Consider the following 20,717-nt stretch of genomic DNA (forward strand, 5'->3'; position numbering starts at 1 on the left):
TGTCACAAAGCCTCCCCGGCATTATCGTTACCGGCTTCATTGGATTCCACGGTCGCCCCGAGCAACATGCCCCGGCTGGGTTCCTGACCGCTGATAAACATGGCGTCACCGTAGCTGAAAAAGCGGTAGCGTTCCTTTACCGCTTCCCGGTAGGCCGACATGACGTTGTCATAGCCGGCAAACGCGCTGACCAGCATGATCAGGGTGGATTCCGGCAAATGGAAGTTGGTGATCAGGGCATCCACGGTCTGGAACCGGTAACCCGGGTAAATGAAGATGTCGGTCTCACCCGTGAACGCCTTCAGGCGACCACCACGGCTGGCCGACTCAAGAGAACGAACCGACGTGGTACCCACGGCAACCACTCGCCCTCCCCTTGCACGGGTTCGTTCGATGGCGTCGACAGCATCCTGGGGAACGTTCACCACCTCACTGTGCATGGTGTGATCCTCGATTTTATCGACCCTTACCGGCTGGAATGTGCCGGCACCGACGTGCAGGGTCACAAAGGCACTTTCAATGCCGCAGGCGGCCAGTTTCTCCAGCAAGCTCTCATCGAAATGCAGACCCGCCGTGGGGGCTGCAACAGCACCTGCTTCCCGGGCGTAAACGGTCTGGTAGCGTTCCCGATCGGTGGATTCGTCCGGCCGGTCCACATAGGGCGGCAACGGCATGTGGCCAATCCGCTCGAGCACCTCAAGCACTGGTTCCTCAGACTCACAGACGAGATGAAACAGCGCTTCGTCCCGCCCCGCCATTCTCAAAGAGGTACCATCCTCGAGGACAACCTTCTGCCCCTGTTTCAATGCTTTTGAAGCACGGACATGGGCGATGATTTCATGTTCTCCGGTTACCCGCTCAACCAGAACTTCTACCTGCCCACCGGTCTCCTTCTTGCCAAATAGGCGCGCAGGAATCACCCGGGTGTTGTTAAACACCAGCAAGTCGCCGGGCTGAAGCAAGTCAGGGAGTTCACTGAATATTCGGTGGTCAAGCTTGCCAGAGAGGCCGTCGAGACAAAGCAGCCTGGACGCGCTGCGATCCTTGAGTGGATAGCGGGCGATCAATTCGTCGGGCAGGTCAAAATGAAAATCGGAGACATTCATGGAGTGGACTGTTAACGACGCCGAAGAAAAGAAGATGGTAGCGGCGGGCGGACTCGAACCGCCACGGGTTTTACCCCAACGGATTTTGAATCCGTCGTGTCTACCAATTTCACCACGCCGCCATCGGAGAGTGTTGGGGATTATACTGAGCTAAATCGCGAAAGCAATAAGCCAGCGGACACAAATGCCCGCCGGCTCAGAGTTTTACAATCGATCGAACAGCGACAGCTGCGAAACCTGGGCAAACGACTGCTGGGCCGCCTGCAACACAAAGCTCTGGAAACTCAGGGTGCTGATGGCCTCTGCGTAGTCCACATCCTGCAGCTGGGACCGTATTTCATTGCTGTAGACCGACGAATCCTCCAGGAATGACTTGGTCGATTCCACCGCGTTCATCCGTCCTCCCAACTCCGTCTGCTTGAGGATAATGCTTTCCTGGGCGTTATCGAGGTTGATCAGGGAATTGGCAATCAGGTCGTCGTACTCGGCCTGCCCACCCGGACTGCTCTTGTCGATGTTGTTCAAACCGGAAATCAGGTTCTCAATGGTGCCGAACACCGACTGTTTTTCGTTGATCTTCAGCGTAAACACATCCCCCGCACCGGGAACTGCATCTGTCAGAGTCACTTCAACGCCGGCAACTTCAAAGGGCTCACCACTTTGATAGGTTGCTGGATCCACCGTCAACACATCACCCTGGCTGTCCGTAGCGATAATATTGCCACCGGCATCAACCTCAACCGTGATGTCGTCCGGGAATGAGTTGGGATAGGCGGCAGCCAGATCTGCCTCGTTAACCAGTTTGACGCCTGAAATAGAAGCGCCCGGCGTGCTCACTGTGCTGTGTTCGCCGGTGATTGCCGCAGGAACTTTCACGAAAATGTCTTTACCGTTATCGCTGATGGGCACAGTAACACCATCATCAATCTCGAGGACTCGCTGCCCCTCGTCACCCTGATAGACCCAACTCCCGGAGGGATCCTGCTCGAAGGCTTTTACCGAGCCCTGGAATCCGCTAAAGATGTACTCGCCGGATGCATCACGGGTATTGGCAATATTGGCGAGCTGCCCCAGGCGCTCCTCCAGCTCCGAAGAAATCGACCGCCGGTCGTTCGCCGACAATGATCCATTGCCCGCCTGAACCGTCAGCTCCCGGATCCGCTGAATCACGTCGATCGAACTTGAAAGAGCATTTTCCTCCTGTTTCAGACGGTTGTCCGCCAGGTCGACGTTGCGCTGATAGGTTTCAACCCGCGAAAGCTCCTGATCCAGCTTCAGAATGCGCGCTGCAGCGACCGGATCGTCGGAAGGTTTGTTTACCCTCTGGCCAGTCGAGATCTGTTGCTGGGTGTTATTCAGGCTGGTATTTAGCTCCTGGAGCCGATTAATACCGCCTGAAAAAATCTGCTGTGATGAAATTCTGATCATGTCACATCACCTCAACCGTTACCGGAAACTCTGCAACAGGGTATTGAACAAATCCTGGGCTACCGACATTACCTGGGCCGAGGCATTGTAGGCGGCCTGATACTGGATCAGGCGGCCGGCCTCCTCATCCAGGTTAACGCCGGATACAGATTCCCGCTGATTGGTCGACTGCTCCAGAAGGGTTTTGCCGGCATCCACATCCAATTGGCTCTGGCGTGTTTTAACACCGATATCTTCAACAAGCCCGGCATAGCCTTCGGAAAAGTTCTGGCTGCCACCATTCAGCGTGTTGGCCGTACCAAGCGCCGCCAGCAGCTCCGCATTCCTGTTGTCCGACACACCGTTGGAGTTGTAATTGATCTCAAAGGTGTCACCGTCAGCCGGCTGGCCCGTTATTTTGAACTGAAAACCCTGGTACTCGGCACCATCCGCCGGATTGTCGCTGAACAGCTCATTGGCAACCCCCGGCGTGTAGGGCCGGTTTGCCGGACCTATCGGGTTTCCACCGCCGTCCGTAACCGTGAACACCAGGCCGGTTCCCGGGTCGTCGAATGTTACGGTAATTGGCCCGTTCGCCAGTTGCCCGGTCGATTGGAACGCGGGCAACAGGGAGTTGGTAAACGGGTTCCTGACGTTGAGCATGGTGCCCTGATCGATCTTGCCGGTTCCGATATTGTTATCGCCGGTGGTCGCGCGAACCGGACTTGCGAAAGCCAGATCCTCCTCCCGATTGACCACCAGCCCGATGCTCTCCGCCGCATTCCGGCTTGGTTGAATCAGATATTTGTCTCCGGCATTGAACGTGCCGCCCTCCACCCGGATGTTGAAACCGGGCATGGAAATCTCAGACTGGACCGGGTCCGGGAGACGGCCCTGGTTCACGGTCTTGCCCGTGTCCTGGTCAATCAACTCGTAGCTCCGTCCGTCGCCACTGAACTGCAGGGTCCAGCGCCCTGCGGGAAGCCGCGAGCTGTCGGTGATTTCGACGGCCAACTGTCCGTTGGTCGAGGGCGCATTATTTCCGTTGGGAACCACGCGGCTCCGTTGCGCCTCTAGCGAATTAATATTGGTGAAGAACAGCCCACCGAGTTCGCCCTCTAGATCCATCCCGATTTCATGCTGGTGGTTCATGGTGTCGGAGAGGGCAATGGCAATCCTGCCAAGTTCATCGAATGCCGGTTTCAAACCTTCGTTATCGAAACGCAAAAGACCACCCAGCTTGCCGCCGGTAATCTGTTCATCAATATTGAGAAGGCGTCCACCGTTACTCAGTGTGAACTCCAGACGTGTCGGATCTTCGGCATTTTCCCGGGTGCCCAGGGTCGAGGCGTTACTGCCAACCACCAGGGACAAACCGTTCGACAAAGACACGTTAACCTGGCTACCGTCTGTCGGGCTGACTTTTATGCTAACGAGCTCCGACAGCTGACGCAGTTTCTCATCGCGCTTATCCAACAATTCATTGGGCATTTGCCCCTGGGCAATGCCGGGTGATTCAGAAATCGCCAGGTTCAGTTCCGCAATGCTTTTCAGCAGCGTATTCGCGTCTTTCACACCCTGCTGCATCTGGGTCTTGATGGATTCCCGCTGCTGGATGAATTCCTGGTTCAGGGCCTGGAAACGGTTTACAACCTGTTGTGCCTCACTCAGGACCAACTGGCGCTGCGGCAAGGAAGTGGGATCTTCGGCGGCATTCTGAAGGCTTGCAAAAAAGTTGTTCAGTGCATTGCTGAGGCCGGTAGATTCACCCCCGAGCAGGTTATCGAGCCTGGTCAGCTCCGAATTAAGGGCTTCCTGCTCTCCGTACAGGGTGCTGTCTTCCCGCACCTGTTGAACCAGGTATTCGTTGGCCAGGCGGCGAATGTCCGCCACGTTCACGCCGCTGCCTATGGTGCCGGCACCAGTGCGCTGGCCTTCCTGGGTTTCAAACAGCACTTCCTGGCGGCTGTAACCCGGCGTGTTGGCGTTGGTTATATTGTTGCCAGTGGTGTTCAGCGCGGCCTGGTGACTGAGGATGCCGGTCAGACCGATACCTATGAGCCCTGCCATAAGCTTTACTCCTTCATCCCGTCACTGCCCATGGACAGCGTCATCAGTGAGTCACGGTTCATGATCTGGCGGATCTTGTTGCCGTAGTTGGGGTCGGTTGCATAGCCGGCTTCCTGCAGCTTCTCTGCGAAAACCTCAGGCTGGTCTGCTACCGACAGGACGTCCCGGTATCGGGGATTGGATTCCAGGAAAGAGACATAATCCCGGAAGCTGGATTCGTAATCCCTGTAGGCCCGGAAGTTCGCCTGCTCTTTCATGGGCAGCCCTTCCCGATATTCCGTGGTGGTAATGGAGACCGCATCACCCTGCCAGCGGCTGTCCGCCTTGATACCGAAGAGGTTAAAACTGGGCTCGCCCTGCTCCCCACGGATCATATGCCGGCCCCAGCCTGTTTCCAGGGCAGCCTGGGCTACCATCAGTTTCGGGTCTATCCCCGAGTCCCGGGCAATCCGCTCGGCCACCGGCAGCAGCTCTGCCACGAAATGCTCCGGAGATTCAAATTGATGCGGCAAGTCCGACGGCGTCGACGTCACTGCTGAAGGCGCTTTCTGTGCAACAGACGTTACCTCCTGCACCCGCTCGGGTAACTCGGCATTGAGGGCGGGCAGGCTTCGGTCGTAATCCGCAAGACTCGCCTTGTGGCCAGCGAGCCTGCCACCTTCATCGTTCATGCCCGGGATCTGTTTGCTCAACTGTCGAACCAGTGCCTCCGCAAGGCCACTGCCCTTGCCCCCAGCCATGGTCAGACTCATCTGGCTGTCGAACATATCCCGGTACAGCTCGGACTGATTGCTCTTCAGGTAGTTGCCCTCAGCGAAGACATCACCGGCCTTGCGCATGGACTTCAGCATTTCAGACAGGAACAGGCTCTCGAACTGGCGCGCCACCTCTCGAAGAGCGGACTCCTTATCAGTGCGAGCCTGGGCCTTCAACGCATTAAGACCGTTGAAGTCGGTGTAAACCTGGGCCTGTTGAACCTTGTAGTCCTGCATCACGCCACCTAGATAACGATCAGTTCGGCGCGCAGTGCACCGGCCTGTTTCAAGGCTTCAAGTACCGCCATGACATCACCAGGCGCCGCACCGACCTGGTTCACGGCCTGAACAATCTCGTTCAGGGTGACGGCGGGGCCGAACTTGAACATCCGTGCCGGCTCCTCGGTAATGGCAATTTGGGAATCCTGCTCGATGGCGGTGTCTCCACCGGCAAAGGGATTCGGCTGCTCCACGTTGGGGTTTTCCTGAATGGTCACCGTCAGATTGCCGTGAGTAACGGCTGCTGCACTGACCTGAACATTCTGGCCAACCACGATGGTGCCGGTACGGCTGTTGATGACCACTTTCGCGGCATCCTGAGCCGGATCAACCTCGATATTTTCGAGAATCGACAGAAAGCTGACCCGCTGGGAAGGGTCCCGCGGTGCGCGGACGGAAATCGACGTGGCGTCGTGGGCATAAGCCATATCCGGGCCGAGACGATCATTAACAGCCTCGACCACCCGGCGAGCCGTTGTGAAATCCGGGCGCAGCAGATGGAAGGTGATGGTGTCGCCCTGACTGAATGGCGAAGCCACCTCCCGCTCAATAGTGGCGCCATTGGGAATCCGCCCAACGCTGGGAACGTTCACGGTGATTCGAGACCCGTCCTGTCCCTGAGCACCGAAGCCACCCACCACCAGACTGCCCTGAGCCATGGCATAGACCTGTCCATCAGCACCTTTCAGTGACGTCATCAGCAAGGTTCCGCCGCGCAGACTGTCGGCGTTGCCGATGGACGACACAGTGATGTCGATTTCCTGCCCCGCTTTGGCGAAGGGCGGCAATGTCGCACTCACCGTAACGGCCGCAACATTGGCAAGATTCGGGTTGACGCCCTCAGGAAGCGTCACGCCAAACTGATTCATCATGTTCCTGAAGGTCTGATTGGTAAACGGTGCCTTGTCACCGGTTCCATCAAGACCAACCACCAGGCCATATCCCACCAACTGGTTGTTGCGGACACCCTTGATTCGGGAAAGATCCTTCAGGCGGTCCGCCAGTACCGGGGCGGAAACCACAGCCAGGGCAAGAACCCAGACAATGACACGGCGCAAGCTCATAGCGGCCACCACTCACTGTTGAAAAAGCGAGCCAGCCAGCCCATCTGGTTTGCCTGGTCAAAATCACCAGTGCCTCCATAGGCGAATCGGGCATCCGCAATGCGGTTGGATGCCACCGTGTTATCAGGCTGGATATCCTGGGGGCGAACCAGGCCCGTCAGGCGGATGTATTCATCACCATTGGTCAACGACAGCCATTTTTCACCGCGAATCCTCAGAACGCCATTTGGCAACACTTCGGTCACGGTGACGGTGATACTGCCGGCAAGACTGTTGCTTTGGTCTGCTTCAGCGCTGCCCTCGAAATCACGCTCGTTATTCAGGGAGGTATTGATCCCGAAATTGCTCTTACCCAAGATGGTGGGCTCAGGCAGCGTGACTTCATTGTCCTTGGTGATGCTGGTCTCGGCATTCTTGCTGGCGCTGGTGGATTCCTGCAGATTCACGGTCAGCACATCACCCACGTTCAACGCCACGGTATCGCCGTAGAAGTTGTAGTTTCGGGAGGCCTGGTAAATAGACCCCGAAGCGCTATCACGCTGCATCATGGCCTGGGGGCGAACCGGCGCAAACTCCGGGTCATCCGGAACTGCCCGCGGGCGACTCATCGCCGTGCACCCCTGCAACAGGATCAGAAGCATCACAATCACCAGAGTGCTGGCGCTTCGTACTGTCCGATGGGTTGTCATCAGTTTCATGACCTCACCTCTGGCCGCATTAGCCGATGTTCTGAGTGATGAACTGGAGCATCTGGTCGGTTGTGGAAACCACTTTCGAGTTCATCTCGTAGGCACGCTGGGTGGTAATCATATTCACCAGCTCCTCCACCACCTCAACGTTGGACGACTCTACGGAACCCTGCTCGATACTGCCGAGTCCGGCCAGCCCGGGTTCACCTTCGGCAGGATCACCACTGGCGTTAGTCGCCTTGAACAGGTTGTTGCCGATGGCCTGCAGGCCCTGGGGGTTGATGAAATCCACCAACGTAATCTGGCCCAGGTTCACCGGTGCGGCCTGATCGTCCGTTACCGCCGTCACGGTGCCATCTTTACCAATGGTGATATTGGTGGCGTTCTCCGGCACGTTGATGGCGGGCTCCAGAGGGTAGCCATCCGGGTTCACCACATCGCCATCAGCGTTGAGCTGGAATTGGCCGTCGCGGGTGTAGGCGATCTGGCCATCAGGCAACTGCACCTGCAGGAAGCCACGGCCATTGATGGCCATATCCAGTGGCTGCTCTGTAATCTGCAGGTTGCCCTGGGAAAATTGCTTGGCCGTGCCCACAACCCGCACACCGGTGCCCAACTGCAGGCCGGAAGGTAGTTCCGAGTTCTGGGTTGTCAGACCACCGGGCTGCCGGTTGATCTGGTACAGAAGATCCTGAAACACGGCTCTGTCCCGCTTGAAGCCAGTGGTGTTGACGTTCGCCAGGTTGTTGGAAATGGTGGACATGTTGGTGTCCTGAGCGCTCAACCCGGTCTTGCTGACCCATAGTGCTGGATGCATGCTGCTTACTCCTTGCCGGGGGCTGTCAGGCGGCCATTCTTTGCCGCTTCAGGCCCGCCAGGCCAATGTGTTCAGTCGTTACTTAAAGGTTCTGCAACAGCCGTGCCGTTGCTTCGGAATTCTCGTTCGCGGTGGTCATTACCTTCACCTGCATCTCGTATTGCCGGGACAGCTGGAGGTTGGAGATCATCTCTTCCACCGCGTTCACGTTGGAGCTTTCAAGGAATCCTGAGGCAACCCGCTGGTTTGCATCCGGTGGCTCGGGCCCATCCAGAGCCTGATCCGGCTTTCGGCGCATGTGCCCGTCAAGACCTTTCTCGAGGGCTTCCGGCGGCGGGCTGACTAACTTCAGCCGGTCCACTTCAACCAGCTGGTCCGGTGGCCCACCGACAGGAACAATTGAGACAGTGCCATCTGCGCCAATCTCGACATTGTCAAAAGGAGGCAGCGCGACCGGCCCACCATTGCCAAGCACCAGTTCGCCATTGGCAAGGCGCAACAGTCCGTTGACATCCACCTGGAGACTGCCACTACGGGTGAAGACTTCCTCGCCCTGATCGTTCTGAATGGCAAGCCATCCCTCACCTTCCACAGCCACATCCAGTTTGCGTCCGGTTTCCATCAATGCCCCGGCGGACAGGTCCGTGCCGGGCCTCTCTGTCATGGCATAGGCACGAGTCGGGTGGTGTTCCCCGTAGACAGGCATACTGCGGGCCTGGGCGAAGTCTTTCTTGAAGCCGGTGGTACTGACGTTCGCCAGGTTATTGGCATGGGCCTGCTGGGCCAGCATATTCTGCTTGGCACCAGACATACCGATGTAGAGGGCTTTGTCCATGGGAAAACTCCTGCCGGAATTTTGACTGTTTCCAGTCTTCCTGCAGGAGTCATGCCATTTTCGCTAGATTGCGGGATTAACGGAGGTTGATGATGGTCTGGGTGACCGCATCAGAGGTTTCTATGGTCTTGGCGTTGGCCTGATAGTTCCGCTGAGCGATGATCAGGTTAACCAGTTCCGCCGACAAGTCCACGTTGGATTCCTCCACCGAGCTGGCCTTGATAGAACCCAGCGTGCCGGTATCCGGGGCACCAATGATCGGCTGACCGGATTCGAACGTTTCCACCCAGGACGTGTCGCCTACGGGAGACAGACCGTTGGTGTTATTGAACGAGGCCAACGCGACCTGGCCCAGAGCCTGGGATTGGCCGTTGGTGTATCGGGCAAACAGAACACCTTGATCCGATACGTCCAGACCAGAAAGCCGGCCAGTGGTATAGCCATTCTGCTGTTGGTCGTTCACGCCAAACGCAGCGCCATATTGCGTTGTGCCACTAAGATTGATCACAAAAGCCGATGTTGTCGGTGGCTCAGGAATGGGTGTTACTACCACCTCGCCGGCAGCAGGAGGGCCATCCGCCCCATTTGGCTGGCCGTCGCTGTCTTTGGGTATCCAGTCATCAATAACGATTTCGCCACTGGGGTCGCCATCGATCGACTGAAGAGCACCGTCCTGATCGAATCTTGCAGTGTAGGGGGTCACGTCGGTGCCACCAACAAACTCGCCATCAATCTGGGCATACACCGACCATTCGCTCACCCCGACACCATTGCCTGGGGACGGATTCTTCACAAAGAACTGTGTGAGTTCGTGGGAATTACCCAGGCTATCGTAGATCGTGGTGGATGTAGCGTGGTTATAGGTACGCTGATCCAGCGGATTGAATTGATTGGTGACGCGGATTGGTGACGCGTTGAACGCAACCTCAAAATCATTGTCAGCCGTGGTTGATGTGATTCCCGCCACCGACCGGTCCGCAGTCACGTTAACATCACCTTCGACGGTGCCGGTATCGCCGTTGCCATTACCATCGGCAAAGGTAAAGTCGAGCGTCTCACCCTGGTTATGAATCACTCGCAGAACATCGCTGCCCCCGCCTCCGGTGACAATCGAGGCGGAAATTGCGGTCTCGCTGGAGTTGTTGATTGAATCAACCAGATCCTGCAGGGAATTGATATTTGACGTGTCCAGGGTCAGCGGCGAACCATTGATATCGAGGCTGAATGAAAACGAACTGGCGCCGGAGATGAAGGCGTCATCAAGAGCCGGCGTGCCGTCGAAAGTCGCCGTCGTCGTGGCCGAAGCACTCAATCCAGGCGCATCGTTTATAGTGGAGGCCGCTTCACGGGCACTGGCTGCAGGGTCAATATTCACATTGAAGGCAGGCGAGCCGTCCGAATACTGCACATCAAAGCTCTCGCCCTGTATGGAAGCAAGAGTGAGAGGCCCAACATCCCGAACACGGGTTTCCAGCACGGACTCCCTGGAATCAAGATTCAGATCGGAGTCGAGGTTTGTCGTCCTTCTTGGAGCCAGGTTGTCTGTTGCAATCTGCAAATCTCCCCGGATGCCAGACAAGTTGCCGTCCTCGTCCGCGGTGTATCCCTGTACCCGCATGTTCTGGTTGTTCGTTACATAGCCTTCCTTATCAATGCCGAACTGTCCTGCGCGGGAATAACGAATCTCGCCGCCGTTGTTCAGGATAAAGAAACCATCGCCGGCAATCGCCATGTCCAGGCCATTGTCAGTGAAGCTGATGTTGCCCTGCCCAAAAGACTGCTTAACGTCCTGAACCCGGACACCGTCGCCGATCGGGTTGGTGCCTGCGCTCAGGAACCCGCTTGCGTATAGATCGCCAAACTGCGCCTTGCTGCCTTTGAAGCCGACGGTGCTGGCGTTTGCAATATTGTTGCCGGTGACGTCCAGATCCACCGATGCCGCACGAAGGCCGCTCAAACCTGTATTAAATGCCATGGTTCACCCCTTGGTGTTTCACCGGTCTCAGTTAATTTGTTTCACGTCAGACAGGGCGATGGAGCCCATGCCTGCAAGATTCAGGGTTATCGAGCCGCCCTGGCCGAGGGATACGCTGTCCACATTAGCGCTCACCATAGTGCCCAGCTGCTGCGGGCCATCTGGATAGGAGGCTTCTGCCACAATGCGGTAGGGCCCCGGCGGCAAAGGATTGCCGTTACCGTCCTGGCCGTCCCAGCGGAAGGACACAACACCTGCCTGGCTGCTGCCCATGTCGATCTGCCGCACCCGCTCGCCATTCTGCCCTTCGATAGACAGGCGGAGCCCACCTGTCGAAGCTGGCACTTGAATGGTTCCGGTAATTTCACCTTCGGCACCAAGGATCCCGATCTGGGAAGGCGCCAGTACGGTTTTACCCACCATGGCCGACGCTTGTAGCGCCTGGGTGGATCGGAACTGGCCAACCACATCCTCAACCGTGCCGGAGAGATTCTGCATTTCTTCCAGTGAGCTGAACTGTGCGAGCTGGGAGATAAACTCGCCGTTGTCCTGGGGCTCCAGCGGGTTCTGGTTTTTCAATTGCGCCAGCATCAATTCCATGAATTCGTTCCGGCCCAGCTCACTGGTGCCCTGGCCGCCATTCTGTTGCTTCAGCTGGTACTGGCTCAGAACATCCGACGCGTCTGTTGCATTTACTGCAGTCATGTTGTGCTCCTCACCCCGTTACTGCTGACCAAGAGTCAGAATGCGCTGCATCATGGACTTGGCTGTGTTCATGACATCCACATTCATCTGGAAACTTCTGGACGACGACATCATGTCCGCCATCTCTTCGACCACATTCACATTCGGGTAGAAGACATAACCATCTTCGTTGGCCGCCGGGTGATGGGGCTCGTAACGCATCTGAAGCTCCGCATCACTCTCGACAATACCGTCAACCCTCACGCCGGCACCCGGCCCCTCATCGGCGGCCATGGGCAAGCCTCCCTGCCCGGGATTCATCAGAGACTGCTGAATCGCCGAGAAAACCGGCTTCCTGGCACGATAGGTTTCCCCCGTGCTGGAACTTGCCGTTTCTGCATTGGCAATGTTGGACGCGGTTGTATTCAGCCGCAGTGATTGCGCGGTCATGCCGGAACCGGCGATGTCAAAAATGCTGCCCAGTGACATGAAAACTCTCCTTCGCTAATCCTGTGACTGCGGCTTATTCGCCCTTGAGGGCTTTGGTCAAACCGCTGAACTTGCTGTTCAAAAACTGGAAGCTGGCCTGGAAATCCATGGCGTTGCGCATGAACCGCGTCTGCTCCTGCTGGGCGTCTACCGTATTGCCGTCAACCGACGGCTGATGGGGAACCCGATACATCAAATCGCTCTCCGAGGCCGATGGCGAGGTATCCATGTGCGCGTCATGGGTTTTGGCCATCTGGAATCCGCTGACCTGCTCCTGGGCCTTCTGCATCATTGCCTGGAAATCCAGATCCCGCGCCTTGAAACCCGGGGTGTCGGCGTTTGCCAGGTTGTTTGCCAGAACTTCGGCGCGTTTAACACGCGCTTCAACCGCGTGTTGATGAATGCCCAGAGCCGAATCAAACGTAATTGCCATGTTGCCTCCCGAAAACTGCACTGGTATGCCGAGCTGTTTTTGCCGGCTGTGCTCTTTGACAGGACTAAAGCAAGCTGAATGCCAGAATTATGGTCAGGTGTTAATTTGTCACGGAACCCAGTGTTGGCAGGCCCTGCAGAGAATCCGAGTAGCGGTTACGGGAAAGGAGAAAGGAAAAGGGCAAGAAAAAGCGGCAAGCTGCTTCCCCCGGCAGAAGCCGGGGGTATTCAACAAGGTCTCAGGGCCAATGACTCACAAACTCGTCCACCGCCGGTCTGGGCACAGACGGCTTGGATGCCGAGACCGTACCGGTGTAGAGAAAGCCAACAATCTGTTCATGCTCTTCCAGGCCCAACCCCTGGTGAACCGAGGAGTGGTAGGCAACGCCGCCTGTTCTCCACATCACGCCGAAACCGGCATCCTGAAGGGCAAGCTCAACAAAACTCATGCCGGCAGCTGCCGACATGACCTGCTCGATTTCCGGTACTTTGGGATGCGTCCTGGGCGACGCGATACCAACGATGACCATGGGTGCGCGAAGGGGGGCACGCCGGAGCTTCTCGATTTCTTTCTCATCGCTGTTATTGGCACAGGTGGACGCAAACAGCTCTCCCAGGGCTTCAAGGCCTTTACCCTCGATCACCAGATAGCGCCAGGGCCTGAGCAGTGCATGGTCCGGTGCACGCGCCGCGCAGGAAAAGGCCCTTTCGAGGGTTGTCGAATCCGGCGCGGGTGATTCCAGCCTCGGTTCAGAGGAGCGGTTCAGGAGGAAATCGGTAACTGCGGTCATATCTGCTCGCTGTTTAAAGACTGTTGAAATATAGGTACGAACACAATTCATGGCTGTGAATTGTGGGTTCTACGTAATGCTGTTAACCTTTAGTCGTAGTCGGGTCTACCAACAATTATAAATGACGCGGTCGTACAACGTTGAGTGGCAACACAATGAGCAACCAGCAAACCTTCAATAACTTTTCCGAATTTTATCCGTACTACCTCGAAGAGCACAGCGACGTCACCTGTCGCCGTTTGCATTTCGCTGGAAGTCTCCTGGTTCTGATAGTCGCCGTATGGGCTCTGGCTTCGGGAAAGCTGTTGTGGCTTCTGGCCTTGCCGGTCATAGGCTATGGCTTTGCGTGGGTTGGTCATTTCAAGTTTGAAAAAAATCGCCCCGCTACCTTCAAATATCCACTGTACAGCCTTATGGGTGACTGGGTCATGTTCCGCGACATGCTCATTGGCAGGATCCGTTTCTGAAATGATGAGTGCCCCGGCAGACCTGCGTAATGCCAGTAGCTCAGCTGGCAGAGCCCTCTCGTCTGAGGCGGCGGGCAACCCGATCGCCATTCCCCCGATGCCCGATTACAATGGCCGGGTACTGGCATACACCTCAACCGCCGCCATTATCGTAACCGGCGTTCTCCAGGGCGCCTTTCCGCAATGGCTTCTCTGGCTGGTTGCCGGGGCCCTCACCTGGCCCCACATCGCCCATGCCCTGACTCGCCGCACTTTCCTCAGGAATTCGCCACGCATCCGTCAGAAAATGCTGATATTTGATTGCGTGGTTGGTGGCGCTTTCATTGGTTGCATCGGGCTGATCGTCATCCCCTCCCTCGCCGTTGCACTGATGCTGATGTTCAGTTGCCTGATTGTTGGTGGTATCCGTCAGTGGGTCCTGGGCACCGGCTTCATGGCGGCCTCCATTGCGGGTGCGGTTGCGATCGTCGGCCCGGCAGACGGACCACACTCGCCCCTGCTGACCAGCATCGTGTCGATTTTATCCACCGGGCTTTATATTTGCGTTACGGCTTACTATTCCCACCAGCAGGCACGGGCGTTGATGCTGGCAAAGACCCAGATCCAGAACCAGCGGGAGCAGTCCATCGCGCTTTCACACAAACTGTCCAAATATCTCTCGCCTCAAGTCTGGCAGTCGATCTTCACCGGTGAGCGGGACGTGAGACTGGAAACCCAGCGCAAGAAACTGGCGGTGTTTTTCTCTGACATCAAAGGCTTCACCGAATTGTCTGAGGAAATGGAACCCGAAGCACTGACCGAACTGCTGAATCACTACTTCAATGAAATGTCGGAAGTTGCTCTCAAGTATGGCGGCACCATCGACAAGTTCGTTGGTGATTCCATCATGGTGTTCTTTGGCGACCCAACCAGCCGTGGCCAGAGGGAGGACGCATTTGCCTGTGTCTCCATGGCCATTGAGATGCGCAAGCATATGAAAATCATGCGGCAGCAATGGCGCAGCCAGGGCATCAAGACCCCGCTGGAAATCCGCATGGGAATTAGCACCGGTTATACCACGGTTGGTAACTTTGGCGCCGAGAACCGGATGGATTACACGATTATCGGCAAGGAAGTAAACCTGGCCAGCCGGCTTGAGTCCCTGGCGGAGCCGGGCGAAATCCTCGTTTCCTACGAAACCTTCGCGCTGATCAAGGACAAGATCATGTGCAGAGACAAGGGCGAGATTACCGTGAAGGGCTTTGGCAAGCCGGTGCCAATTTACGAAGTGGTCGACTTCCGGCGAGATATGGGGCCCAACCGAAGCTTCCTGGAACACGAACATAGCGGCTTCGCCATGTATCTCGATTCGGACAAGATCACCGAGAAAGAGCGGCAAGCCATCCTGACCGCTCTGGAAGATGCTGCAGATCGCCTGCGGCGGGAAGAGGATGTTTCCTGAGGCGCTTCCCTGCGCTAAAACAGAATCCTGCTACTGACGTATCAACCTTGGGCCGGCATCCCCGCCGGTTTCCGTGCTTCGCCACGGATTGATATCCAGCCCGCCCCGCCGTGTATACCGGGCAACCACGGTAAGAGACTCCGGGTTGCATCGCCCCATCAGATCGGTAAACACCGTTTCCACGCAATGCTCGTGGAAATCCTGTTTCTGCCGGAAGCTCACCACGTAACGCAACAAACCGCCCCGATCAATTTTCGGCCCGGTGTAGCTTATGAGGAGTGTCGCCCAGTCAGGCTGACCGGTTACCGGGCAGTTGCTCTTCAGCAGATGGGAGCAGAGCCGTTCTGTCACCACCTCTCCACTCGCTGAAAGCGCCTCAGGCGCGTATTCAAAAACCACTTCAATGACCGGCTCGTCATCAATGAGCTCGAAGCCCTCCGGCCGGCCAATCGCTTCACCGGATTCGTCGACGCTCAACAGATTCACCTGAACAGCACCGCCGCAGGCGCTGGAAAGATCCTGGGTAATCACCTCCGCGACCTGCTCCCGAGAAGAGTAGACCGCCTGGTTCAACGAATTCAGATACAGCTTGAGCGATTTGGACTCAATGATTGCGGGCGAGGCCGCCGGAAAAACAATCTCCGCCCAGGCCACTTCCGGCACGCCGCTTGGACGCAGCCAGGAGATTTCCCAGGCCTGCCACAGATCCTCGCCAAACCAGGGCCAACGGCCATCCTCCAGACCAAGGCGGCGGCGATTTTCCTCTCTCGCCACCGGGAAAAGCAGCCCAGGATCGTAGCTGTCCGGGTAGTCGCTTGTCTTGCCAAGCGGGGCGTCGTTAAGTGCCATAGTGGTTCCTGAAATCAGTGGCGAATGCCTTTACCACGCTCCAGCATTCTGAGAGCGATGAATGCCAGTACGGAGATGAAAACCAGAATCATACCAAGAGAAACAAACGGATTAACGTCTGACACGCCCAGAATGCCGTACCGGAAGCCGTTGACCATATAGAGGATAGGGTTGGCCATGGATACGCCCTGCCAGAACCCCGGCAGTAAATCGATGCTGTAGAACACGCCGCCCAGATACGTCAACGGCGTCAATACGAACGTGGGCACAATGGAGATGTCATCAAACTTGGTCGCCAACATGGCGTTGATAAAGCCACCCAGGGCAAACAGTGCCGAAGTCAGAAACACCGTCAGAACCATCATGGGCAAGTTGTGGATCGACAGGCGGGTAAACGCCAGTGACAACAGCGTGACAATCAACCCGATGCCAAGGCCTCGCGCCATGCCACCGGTTACATAGCCGGCCAGAATTACCCAGTTCGGCACCGGCGACACCAGAAGCTCCTCGATGCTGCGCTGGAACTTCATGGAGAAAAACGAAGACACTACATTGGCGTAGGAACTGGTGATCACCGACATCATGATCAGCCCCGGCACAATGAAAGACATGTAGTCGAAACCGCCCATCTCCCCGATACGGGAGCCGATGAGGTTGCCGAAAATAATGAAATACAGGGTCATGGTGACTGCTGGCGGCAACAGGGTTTGCGCCCAGATGCGGGTAAACCGGCGTATCTCCCGGACAACGATGGTACTGAAGGCGGTGAAGAGCGCTTGTGGAGTCATGCTGCACCCTCCACGGTTTGAGTTGACTCCGCAGCGTTCTCTTCGACCATGCGAATAAACAGTTCCTCCAGCCGGTTGGCCTTGGTCCTCATGCTGACCACTTTGATGCCCAACCGTTCAAGCTCCACGAACACCTGGTTGAGCCCCTGCCCTTTCTGTACTTCCACCTCGAGTGCACCTTCTCCGTCCAATCGAGTCGGAAAACCATTCAGTTCAGGCGCGGCATCAAGGGTCTTCTCGGTGTCCAGAACAAAGGTTTCCAGGCTTAGTTGCTGAAGCAGGGCCTTTTTGCTGGTGTTTTTCAGGATCTTGCCATGATCGATAATGGCAATATTGCGGCAAAGGGCTTCCGCTTCCTCCAGGTAATGGGTCGTCAGGATAATAGTAGTGCCCTGACGATTCATTTCTTCCAGAAAGGTCCACATGGACCGACGAAGTTCAATATCAACGCCAGCAGTCGGCTCGTCCAGGATCAACAGTTTGGGCTCATGAACCAGGGCCCGGGCAATCATCAGGCGACGCTTCATACCGCCCGAAAGCATACGTGCCGGGGTGTCCCGCTTCTCCCAGAGTCCGAGCTTTTTCAGATACTTTTCAGCCGACACCGAGGCCTGTTTAAGAGGAATTCCGTAGTAGCCGGCCTGGGTGGTGACAATGTCGAAAACCTTCTCGAACTGGTTGAAGTTGAACTCCTGCGGCACAACACCAAGGTTCAATTTGGCATCCGAGAGATGGGTGTCGGTGTCATATCCAAACACCCGCACCTTTCCCGCTGTTTTGTTTACCAGGGAGCAAACAATACCCAAGGTGGTCGATTTGCCTGCACCATTGGGCCCCAGCAAGGCAAAGAAGTCCCCCTCGGCGACGTGCAGATCAATCCCTTTGAGAGCCTTGAAGCCGTCACCATAGGTTTTGGTGAGACCCTCAATTTCCAGTGCATTGGTCATAACTCATCCCGATTCGGTGAAAAACGGCAAAGAACGGCCCTCGCCGCCAGCCAGAAATTAGATTGCTAGTTATTGTGACAAAGTCGCTGATTTCAAGGCCCTTATCGCCCGGAGGCACCTCCGGCCCAATAACGGAAACTGCGACGGGAATCCCGATATGAGGCAAATCACGCCCCTATAATGCGGTTACAACAATTTACAAAAGAGGCTGCTGCACCCCGGGTGCAGGCGCGCTGAAACGAAGGGAATGTACGTTCAACCATGAGATCCGTTCACCGCACCCGACTTACGTTTACCCTGCTGGGCACACTCGCTTTCTCCGGCTGTCTGGATGACGGCGGAGGCTCCGGCGACGACAGGAGCACCGGCCGGGTCAATTTCAATGGTTTTAACGGTCTTTCCTATCAGACTGCCAGTCAGTCCGGCACCACCAACACAACGGGAGAATTCCGCTACTACCCCGGCGAAACCCTAACGTTCAGGGTTGGAGACCTGCCGCTGGTTAACGATGTACCGGCCAGGCAATACGTAACCCTGCTCGAATTTTTCGAGACCACCCGCACAGGGCTGCAAACGCCAATGGTGGATGATGAGGGCTTGAGCACCCACACGCTGACTGAGCAAAAGGTTCTGGAGAATACAACGCTGATGAACCTGTCCCGGTTCCTGATGCTCCTGAACTGGAGCCAGAATGTTGCTGAGGGCGACGGTATCGATATCCGCGACCGGGTTATTACGCAATTGAACGCGGCCCTTCCGGGCCTGACAGCGCCGATTGATTTCAGTGTCAGCGTATCCGAATTCACGGCCAACAACCCGATGTCTCCTGCCAACCAGCTGCTTGCCGCGATCTGTTTTTACCCCGAGGACGATGAACTCTGTGAGGAGCCGCCCACCCAGGAGGAAATCGACAACGCACCGCCGCGACCGGAGAATGATGAGGATCGCGATCCTGACATTGAATACAGTGAAGACCTGCAGGCCAAAAAGGACCGGATCGAAAATGCCGTGCGAACCATGGAAGACATCGATTCGGAGGATGCCCAGACCTATCTCTCTCGGGAACTCAAGGCGATCAGTACAACCGTCGCAAACCGATATTTCCTGGATGAGGACGTTGCCAGTCATCCGGCCACTGATACAGCCCTGAAGCAGGTTGCGGTTCGGAAAATCGGGGGCGGACTTTCCCTGGCGGAGCTGGAAGCCATCAGCACACGCCCGCAGGATATCCAGATAAATTCAGCCGACTGGCAGAGCGGAGAGGTGGAGTATTTTGTCGCTGGCCCCTCCGGCGGTGAGTCCGAGCTGCTGCTCAGCTTCCGTCCGGAGGATACCTATCGGTGGGTTCGCAAACAGCTGCGTGTGATTATCCGCTGATCAGACGCGAAAGGCTCCAGCGTGATTCCACACCGGTCACGTCGTAATAGGAAGGATCGAGGCCTTCCGTACCGTGCGGTAGACAATCGCGAACCCGCAAGGTCTCTGGCGCCTCCTTGCCTTCGTTGTATCTGGCCAGATCAATAATTTTGGCTGTTTTCAACGGCCTTGAGGCAGCATCGGTCATTACCATTACCCGCGGCCACAAACGGCGCTCAGGGGAATGGGAAACCACAATACCGCGCTGACCATCGGTCAGCTCGACCAGACTCCCGGTGGGATAAATACCGATTGCCTGGATGAAGTTCTCGACCAGGTCCTCCTGGAACTCGATATTGCGCATTTCATAGAGCAGCGTGACCGCTTTTGCCGGCGTCATCGGCTCGGCATGGGACCGGGGCGCTATAACCGATTCGAAAAATTCCGCGATACCGGCAACTTTGGCCAGCAATGGAATCCGATCGCCGCGGACCCCTTCCGGAAAGCCCGAACCGTTATGACGTTCCCGATGTCCCTGAACCACACTCAGCACGGCACGGGAGAGCCCGCTGTTTTCAAGCATCCTGACCCCACGGCCAACGTAACTCCGGTAGGTCAGATACTCCTCTGAGCTTAACTGGCCTTCCCGCGCCAGCAACTCGGCAGGCAGCGTGGTCTTGCCCACCTGGGACAGCAGACAACCCAGGCCCAAATGGTTCAGGAGCCCCTCGTTCAACCCGAGATGGCGCCCACACACCAGGGCCCAGACAGAGGTATTCAGTGCGTGCCGGTAAAGGTAGCTGTCGTGAGCACGGGTGCGACTGAGCCACAACAGAGCATCTGGCTGGCGAACAACGCTACTCACCATTTTGCTGGTGATCGCAGCGATCGGCCGAAGATCCGGCACGCCATCGGCACGAAGTGTCTCGAAAAGCTGATCCAGCGCGCCTTCCATATCGTCAAGCAGGCGCTTTGAGGTTTTCATTTCCTTCTTGAGACTGGTAACGGTTTCATACGTCACTGGCTCGCGAATGCTCAAAGGCGGCAACTGGAGCTGCTCCCGCCCACCCCGGCGCTTGCCTTGCAATGTTCCGAAAGCCGGCTTGCTTCCGCCTTTTACCTCTTTGGATTCCCTTGCTTCCGCCACATCGACCAGAACCCATTTGCAGTGGGATACCAGTGCACGAATGTCATCCTGGGACCGGATATGGAAACCCTGAATCGGAAAGGGGGTCTGATGCCATGGCCTGTCCAGATCAGACACGAACATGCCCACTTCCAGATCATGAACTGCGACTTTTTTCTGTTGGACACCCACGGGCCACCTCACACAACAAACTTTTTGATAGCTACCATTCTGCCCGAACCGCCGGAAGACACAATTACAATATCGTATCGCCAGGTAACCCAAACGCGACAAAACGTAACGCTAATGTTCAACAGGAAACAAAATGTAGCAACGTGACGGGAGTCACA

The 20,717-nt window shown here is 56.5% G+C and carries 20 protein-coding genes and 1 tRNA gene; 3 read left to right on the forward strand and 18 right to left on the reverse strand.

All coding sequences use genetic code 11. The annotated features are described in order from the left end of the window. Positions 1-2: 2 nt before the first annotated feature. The 14 genes from queA to CFB02_RS07050 form a co-directional block, all read right to left on the reverse strand. A complete protein-coding gene (queA, locus tag CFB02_RS06985; protein WP_088557442.1) occupies positions 3-1,106 on the reverse strand; it encodes a tRNA preQ1(34) S-adenosylmethionine ribosyltransferase-isomerase QueA in 1,104 nt (367 codons plus the stop codon). 35 nt (positions 1,107-1,141) lie between these two features. Further along, a tRNA-Leu gene (locus tag CFB02_RS06990) sits at positions 1,142-1,228 on the reverse strand. A gap of 82 nt (positions 1,229-1,310) precedes the next feature. Next, the gene (gene flgL, locus CFB02_RS06995) at positions 1,311-2,534 is read right to left on the reverse strand and encodes a flagellar hook-associated protein FlgL (protein WP_088557443.1); all 1,224 of its coding nucleotides are present in this window, start codon (positions 2,532-2,534) and stop codon (positions 1,311-1,313) included. Between the two features lie 18 nt (positions 2,535-2,552). Continuing rightward, complete coding sequence (flgK, locus tag CFB02_RS07000) at positions 2,553-4,583, reverse strand: flagellar hook-associated protein FlgK (protein ID WP_088557444.1); 2,031 nt, start codon at positions 4,581-4,583, stop codon at positions 2,553-2,555. A 5-nt stretch (positions 4,584-4,588) separates the two neighbouring features. Then, positions 4,589-5,575, reverse strand: a complete 987-nt coding sequence (gene flgJ / locus CFB02_RS07005; RefSeq protein WP_088557445.1) for a flagellar assembly peptidoglycan hydrolase FlgJ — start codon at positions 5,573-5,575, stop codon at positions 4,589-4,591. 8 nt (positions 5,576-5,583) lie between these two features. Further along, the gene (locus CFB02_RS07010) at positions 5,584-6,681 is read right to left on the reverse strand and encodes a flagellar basal body P-ring protein FlgI (RefSeq protein ID WP_014576890.1); all 1,098 of its coding nucleotides are present in this window, start codon (positions 6,679-6,681) and stop codon (positions 5,584-5,586) included. Continuing rightward, complete coding sequence (flgH, locus tag CFB02_RS07015; protein ID WP_413772094.1) at positions 6,678-7,370, reverse strand: flagellar basal body L-ring protein FlgH; 693 nt, start codon at positions 7,368-7,370, stop codon at positions 6,678-6,680. Before flgH ends, CFB02_RS07010 begins: the two co-directional genes overlap by 4 nt. A gap of 28 nt (positions 7,371-7,398) precedes the next feature. After that, positions 7,399-8,187, reverse strand: coding sequence for a flagellar basal-body rod protein FlgG (flgG, locus tag CFB02_RS07020; RefSeq protein WP_014576888.1), 789 nt, complete (start codon positions 8,185-8,187; stop codon positions 7,399-7,401). A gap of 82 nt (positions 8,188-8,269) precedes the next feature. Further along, positions 8,270-9,022, reverse strand: a complete 753-nt coding sequence (locus tag CFB02_RS07025; RefSeq protein ID WP_088557447.1) for a flagellar basal body rod protein FlgF — start codon at positions 9,020-9,022, stop codon at positions 8,270-8,272. Between the two features lie 76 nt (positions 9,023-9,098). Next, positions 9,099-10,997 carry a flagellar hook protein FlgE gene (locus CFB02_RS07030; protein WP_014576886.1) on the reverse strand — a complete coding sequence of 633 codons (1,899 nt, stop codon included), beginning with the start codon at positions 10,995-10,997 and terminating at the stop codon, positions 9,099-9,101. A gap of 27 nt (positions 10,998-11,024) precedes the next feature. Further along, a complete protein-coding gene (locus tag CFB02_RS07035; protein ID WP_062784681.1) occupies positions 11,025-11,702 on the reverse strand; it encodes a flagellar hook assembly protein FlgD in 678 nt (225 codons plus the stop codon). 18 nt (positions 11,703-11,720) lie between these two features. Further along, positions 11,721-12,170: a flagellar basal body rod protein FlgC gene (flgC, locus tag CFB02_RS07040; protein ID WP_014576884.1), complete on the reverse strand. Its 450-nt coding sequence runs from the start codon at positions 12,168-12,170 to the stop codon at positions 11,721-11,723. 34 nt (positions 12,171-12,204) lie between these two features. Next, positions 12,205-12,603 carry a flagellar basal body rod protein FlgB gene (gene flgB, locus CFB02_RS07045; protein WP_041645182.1) on the reverse strand — a complete coding sequence of 133 codons (399 nt, stop codon included), beginning with the start codon at positions 12,601-12,603 and terminating at the stop codon, positions 12,205-12,207. A 238-nt stretch (positions 12,604-12,841) separates the two neighbouring features. Continuing rightward, positions 12,842-13,393, reverse strand: a complete 552-nt coding sequence (locus CFB02_RS07050) for a nitroreductase family protein (RefSeq protein ID WP_014576882.1) — start codon at positions 13,391-13,393, stop codon at positions 12,842-12,844. 155 nt (positions 13,394-13,548) lie between these two features. Between CFB02_RS07050 and CFB02_RS07055 the strand changes: the two genes are divergently transcribed. Continuing rightward, the gene (locus CFB02_RS07055; RefSeq protein ID WP_053115004.1) at positions 13,549-13,860 is read left to right on the forward strand and encodes an Mpo1-like protein; all 312 of its coding nucleotides are present in this window, start codon (positions 13,549-13,551) and stop codon (positions 13,858-13,860) included. A 97-nt stretch (positions 13,861-13,957) separates the two neighbouring features. Further along, positions 13,958-15,301 (forward strand): adenylate/guanylate cyclase domain-containing protein, encoded by a 1,344-nt coding sequence (locus CFB02_RS07060; protein ID WP_227519376.1) that lies wholly within the window; start codon positions 13,958-13,960, stop codon positions 15,299-15,301. A 30-nt stretch (positions 15,302-15,331) separates the two neighbouring features. Here the strand turns inward: CFB02_RS07060 and queF are convergent, their stop codons facing one another. From queF to CFB02_RS07075, 3 genes are read right to left on the reverse strand one after another with little or no spacing between them, the layout of a single operon-like run. Beyond that, complete coding sequence (gene queF / locus CFB02_RS07065; protein ID WP_088557449.1) at positions 15,332-16,150, reverse strand: NADPH-dependent 7-cyano-7-deazaguanine reductase QueF; 819 nt, start codon at positions 16,148-16,150, stop codon at positions 15,332-15,334. Between the two features lie 14 nt (positions 16,151-16,164). Beyond that, positions 16,165-16,938 (reverse strand): ABC transporter permease, encoded by a 774-nt coding sequence (locus tag CFB02_RS07070; RefSeq protein WP_014576878.1) that lies wholly within the window; start codon positions 16,936-16,938, stop codon positions 16,165-16,167. After that, the gene (locus CFB02_RS07075; protein WP_088557450.1) at positions 16,935-17,885 is read right to left on the reverse strand and encodes an ABC transporter ATP-binding protein; all 951 of its coding nucleotides are present in this window, start codon (positions 17,883-17,885) and stop codon (positions 16,935-16,937) included. The genes CFB02_RS07070 and CFB02_RS07075 overlap by 4 nt, the downstream gene beginning before the upstream one ends. A 261-nt stretch (positions 17,886-18,146) precedes the next feature. Here CFB02_RS07075 and CFB02_RS07080 point away from each other — a divergent pair, with 261 nt between their 5' ends. Then, the gene (locus CFB02_RS07080; protein ID WP_088557451.1) at positions 18,147-19,262 is read left to right on the forward strand and encodes an organic solvent ABC transporter permease; all 1,116 of its coding nucleotides are present in this window, start codon (positions 18,147-18,149) and stop codon (positions 19,260-19,262) included. Here the strand turns inward: CFB02_RS07080 and CFB02_RS07085 are convergent. Beyond that, positions 19,252-20,559, reverse strand: coding sequence for an HD-GYP domain-containing protein (locus CFB02_RS07085; RefSeq protein ID WP_088557452.1), 1,308 nt, complete (start codon positions 20,557-20,559; stop codon positions 19,252-19,254). The genes CFB02_RS07080 and CFB02_RS07085 overlap by 11 nt on opposite strands. Positions 20,560-20,717 lie beyond the last annotated feature (158 nt).

Origin of the sequence: Marinobacter sp. es.042, assembly GCF_900188315.1 — a bacterium.
Classification (GTDB): domain Bacteria; phylum Pseudomonadota; class Gammaproteobacteria; order Pseudomonadales; family Oleiphilaceae; genus Marinobacter.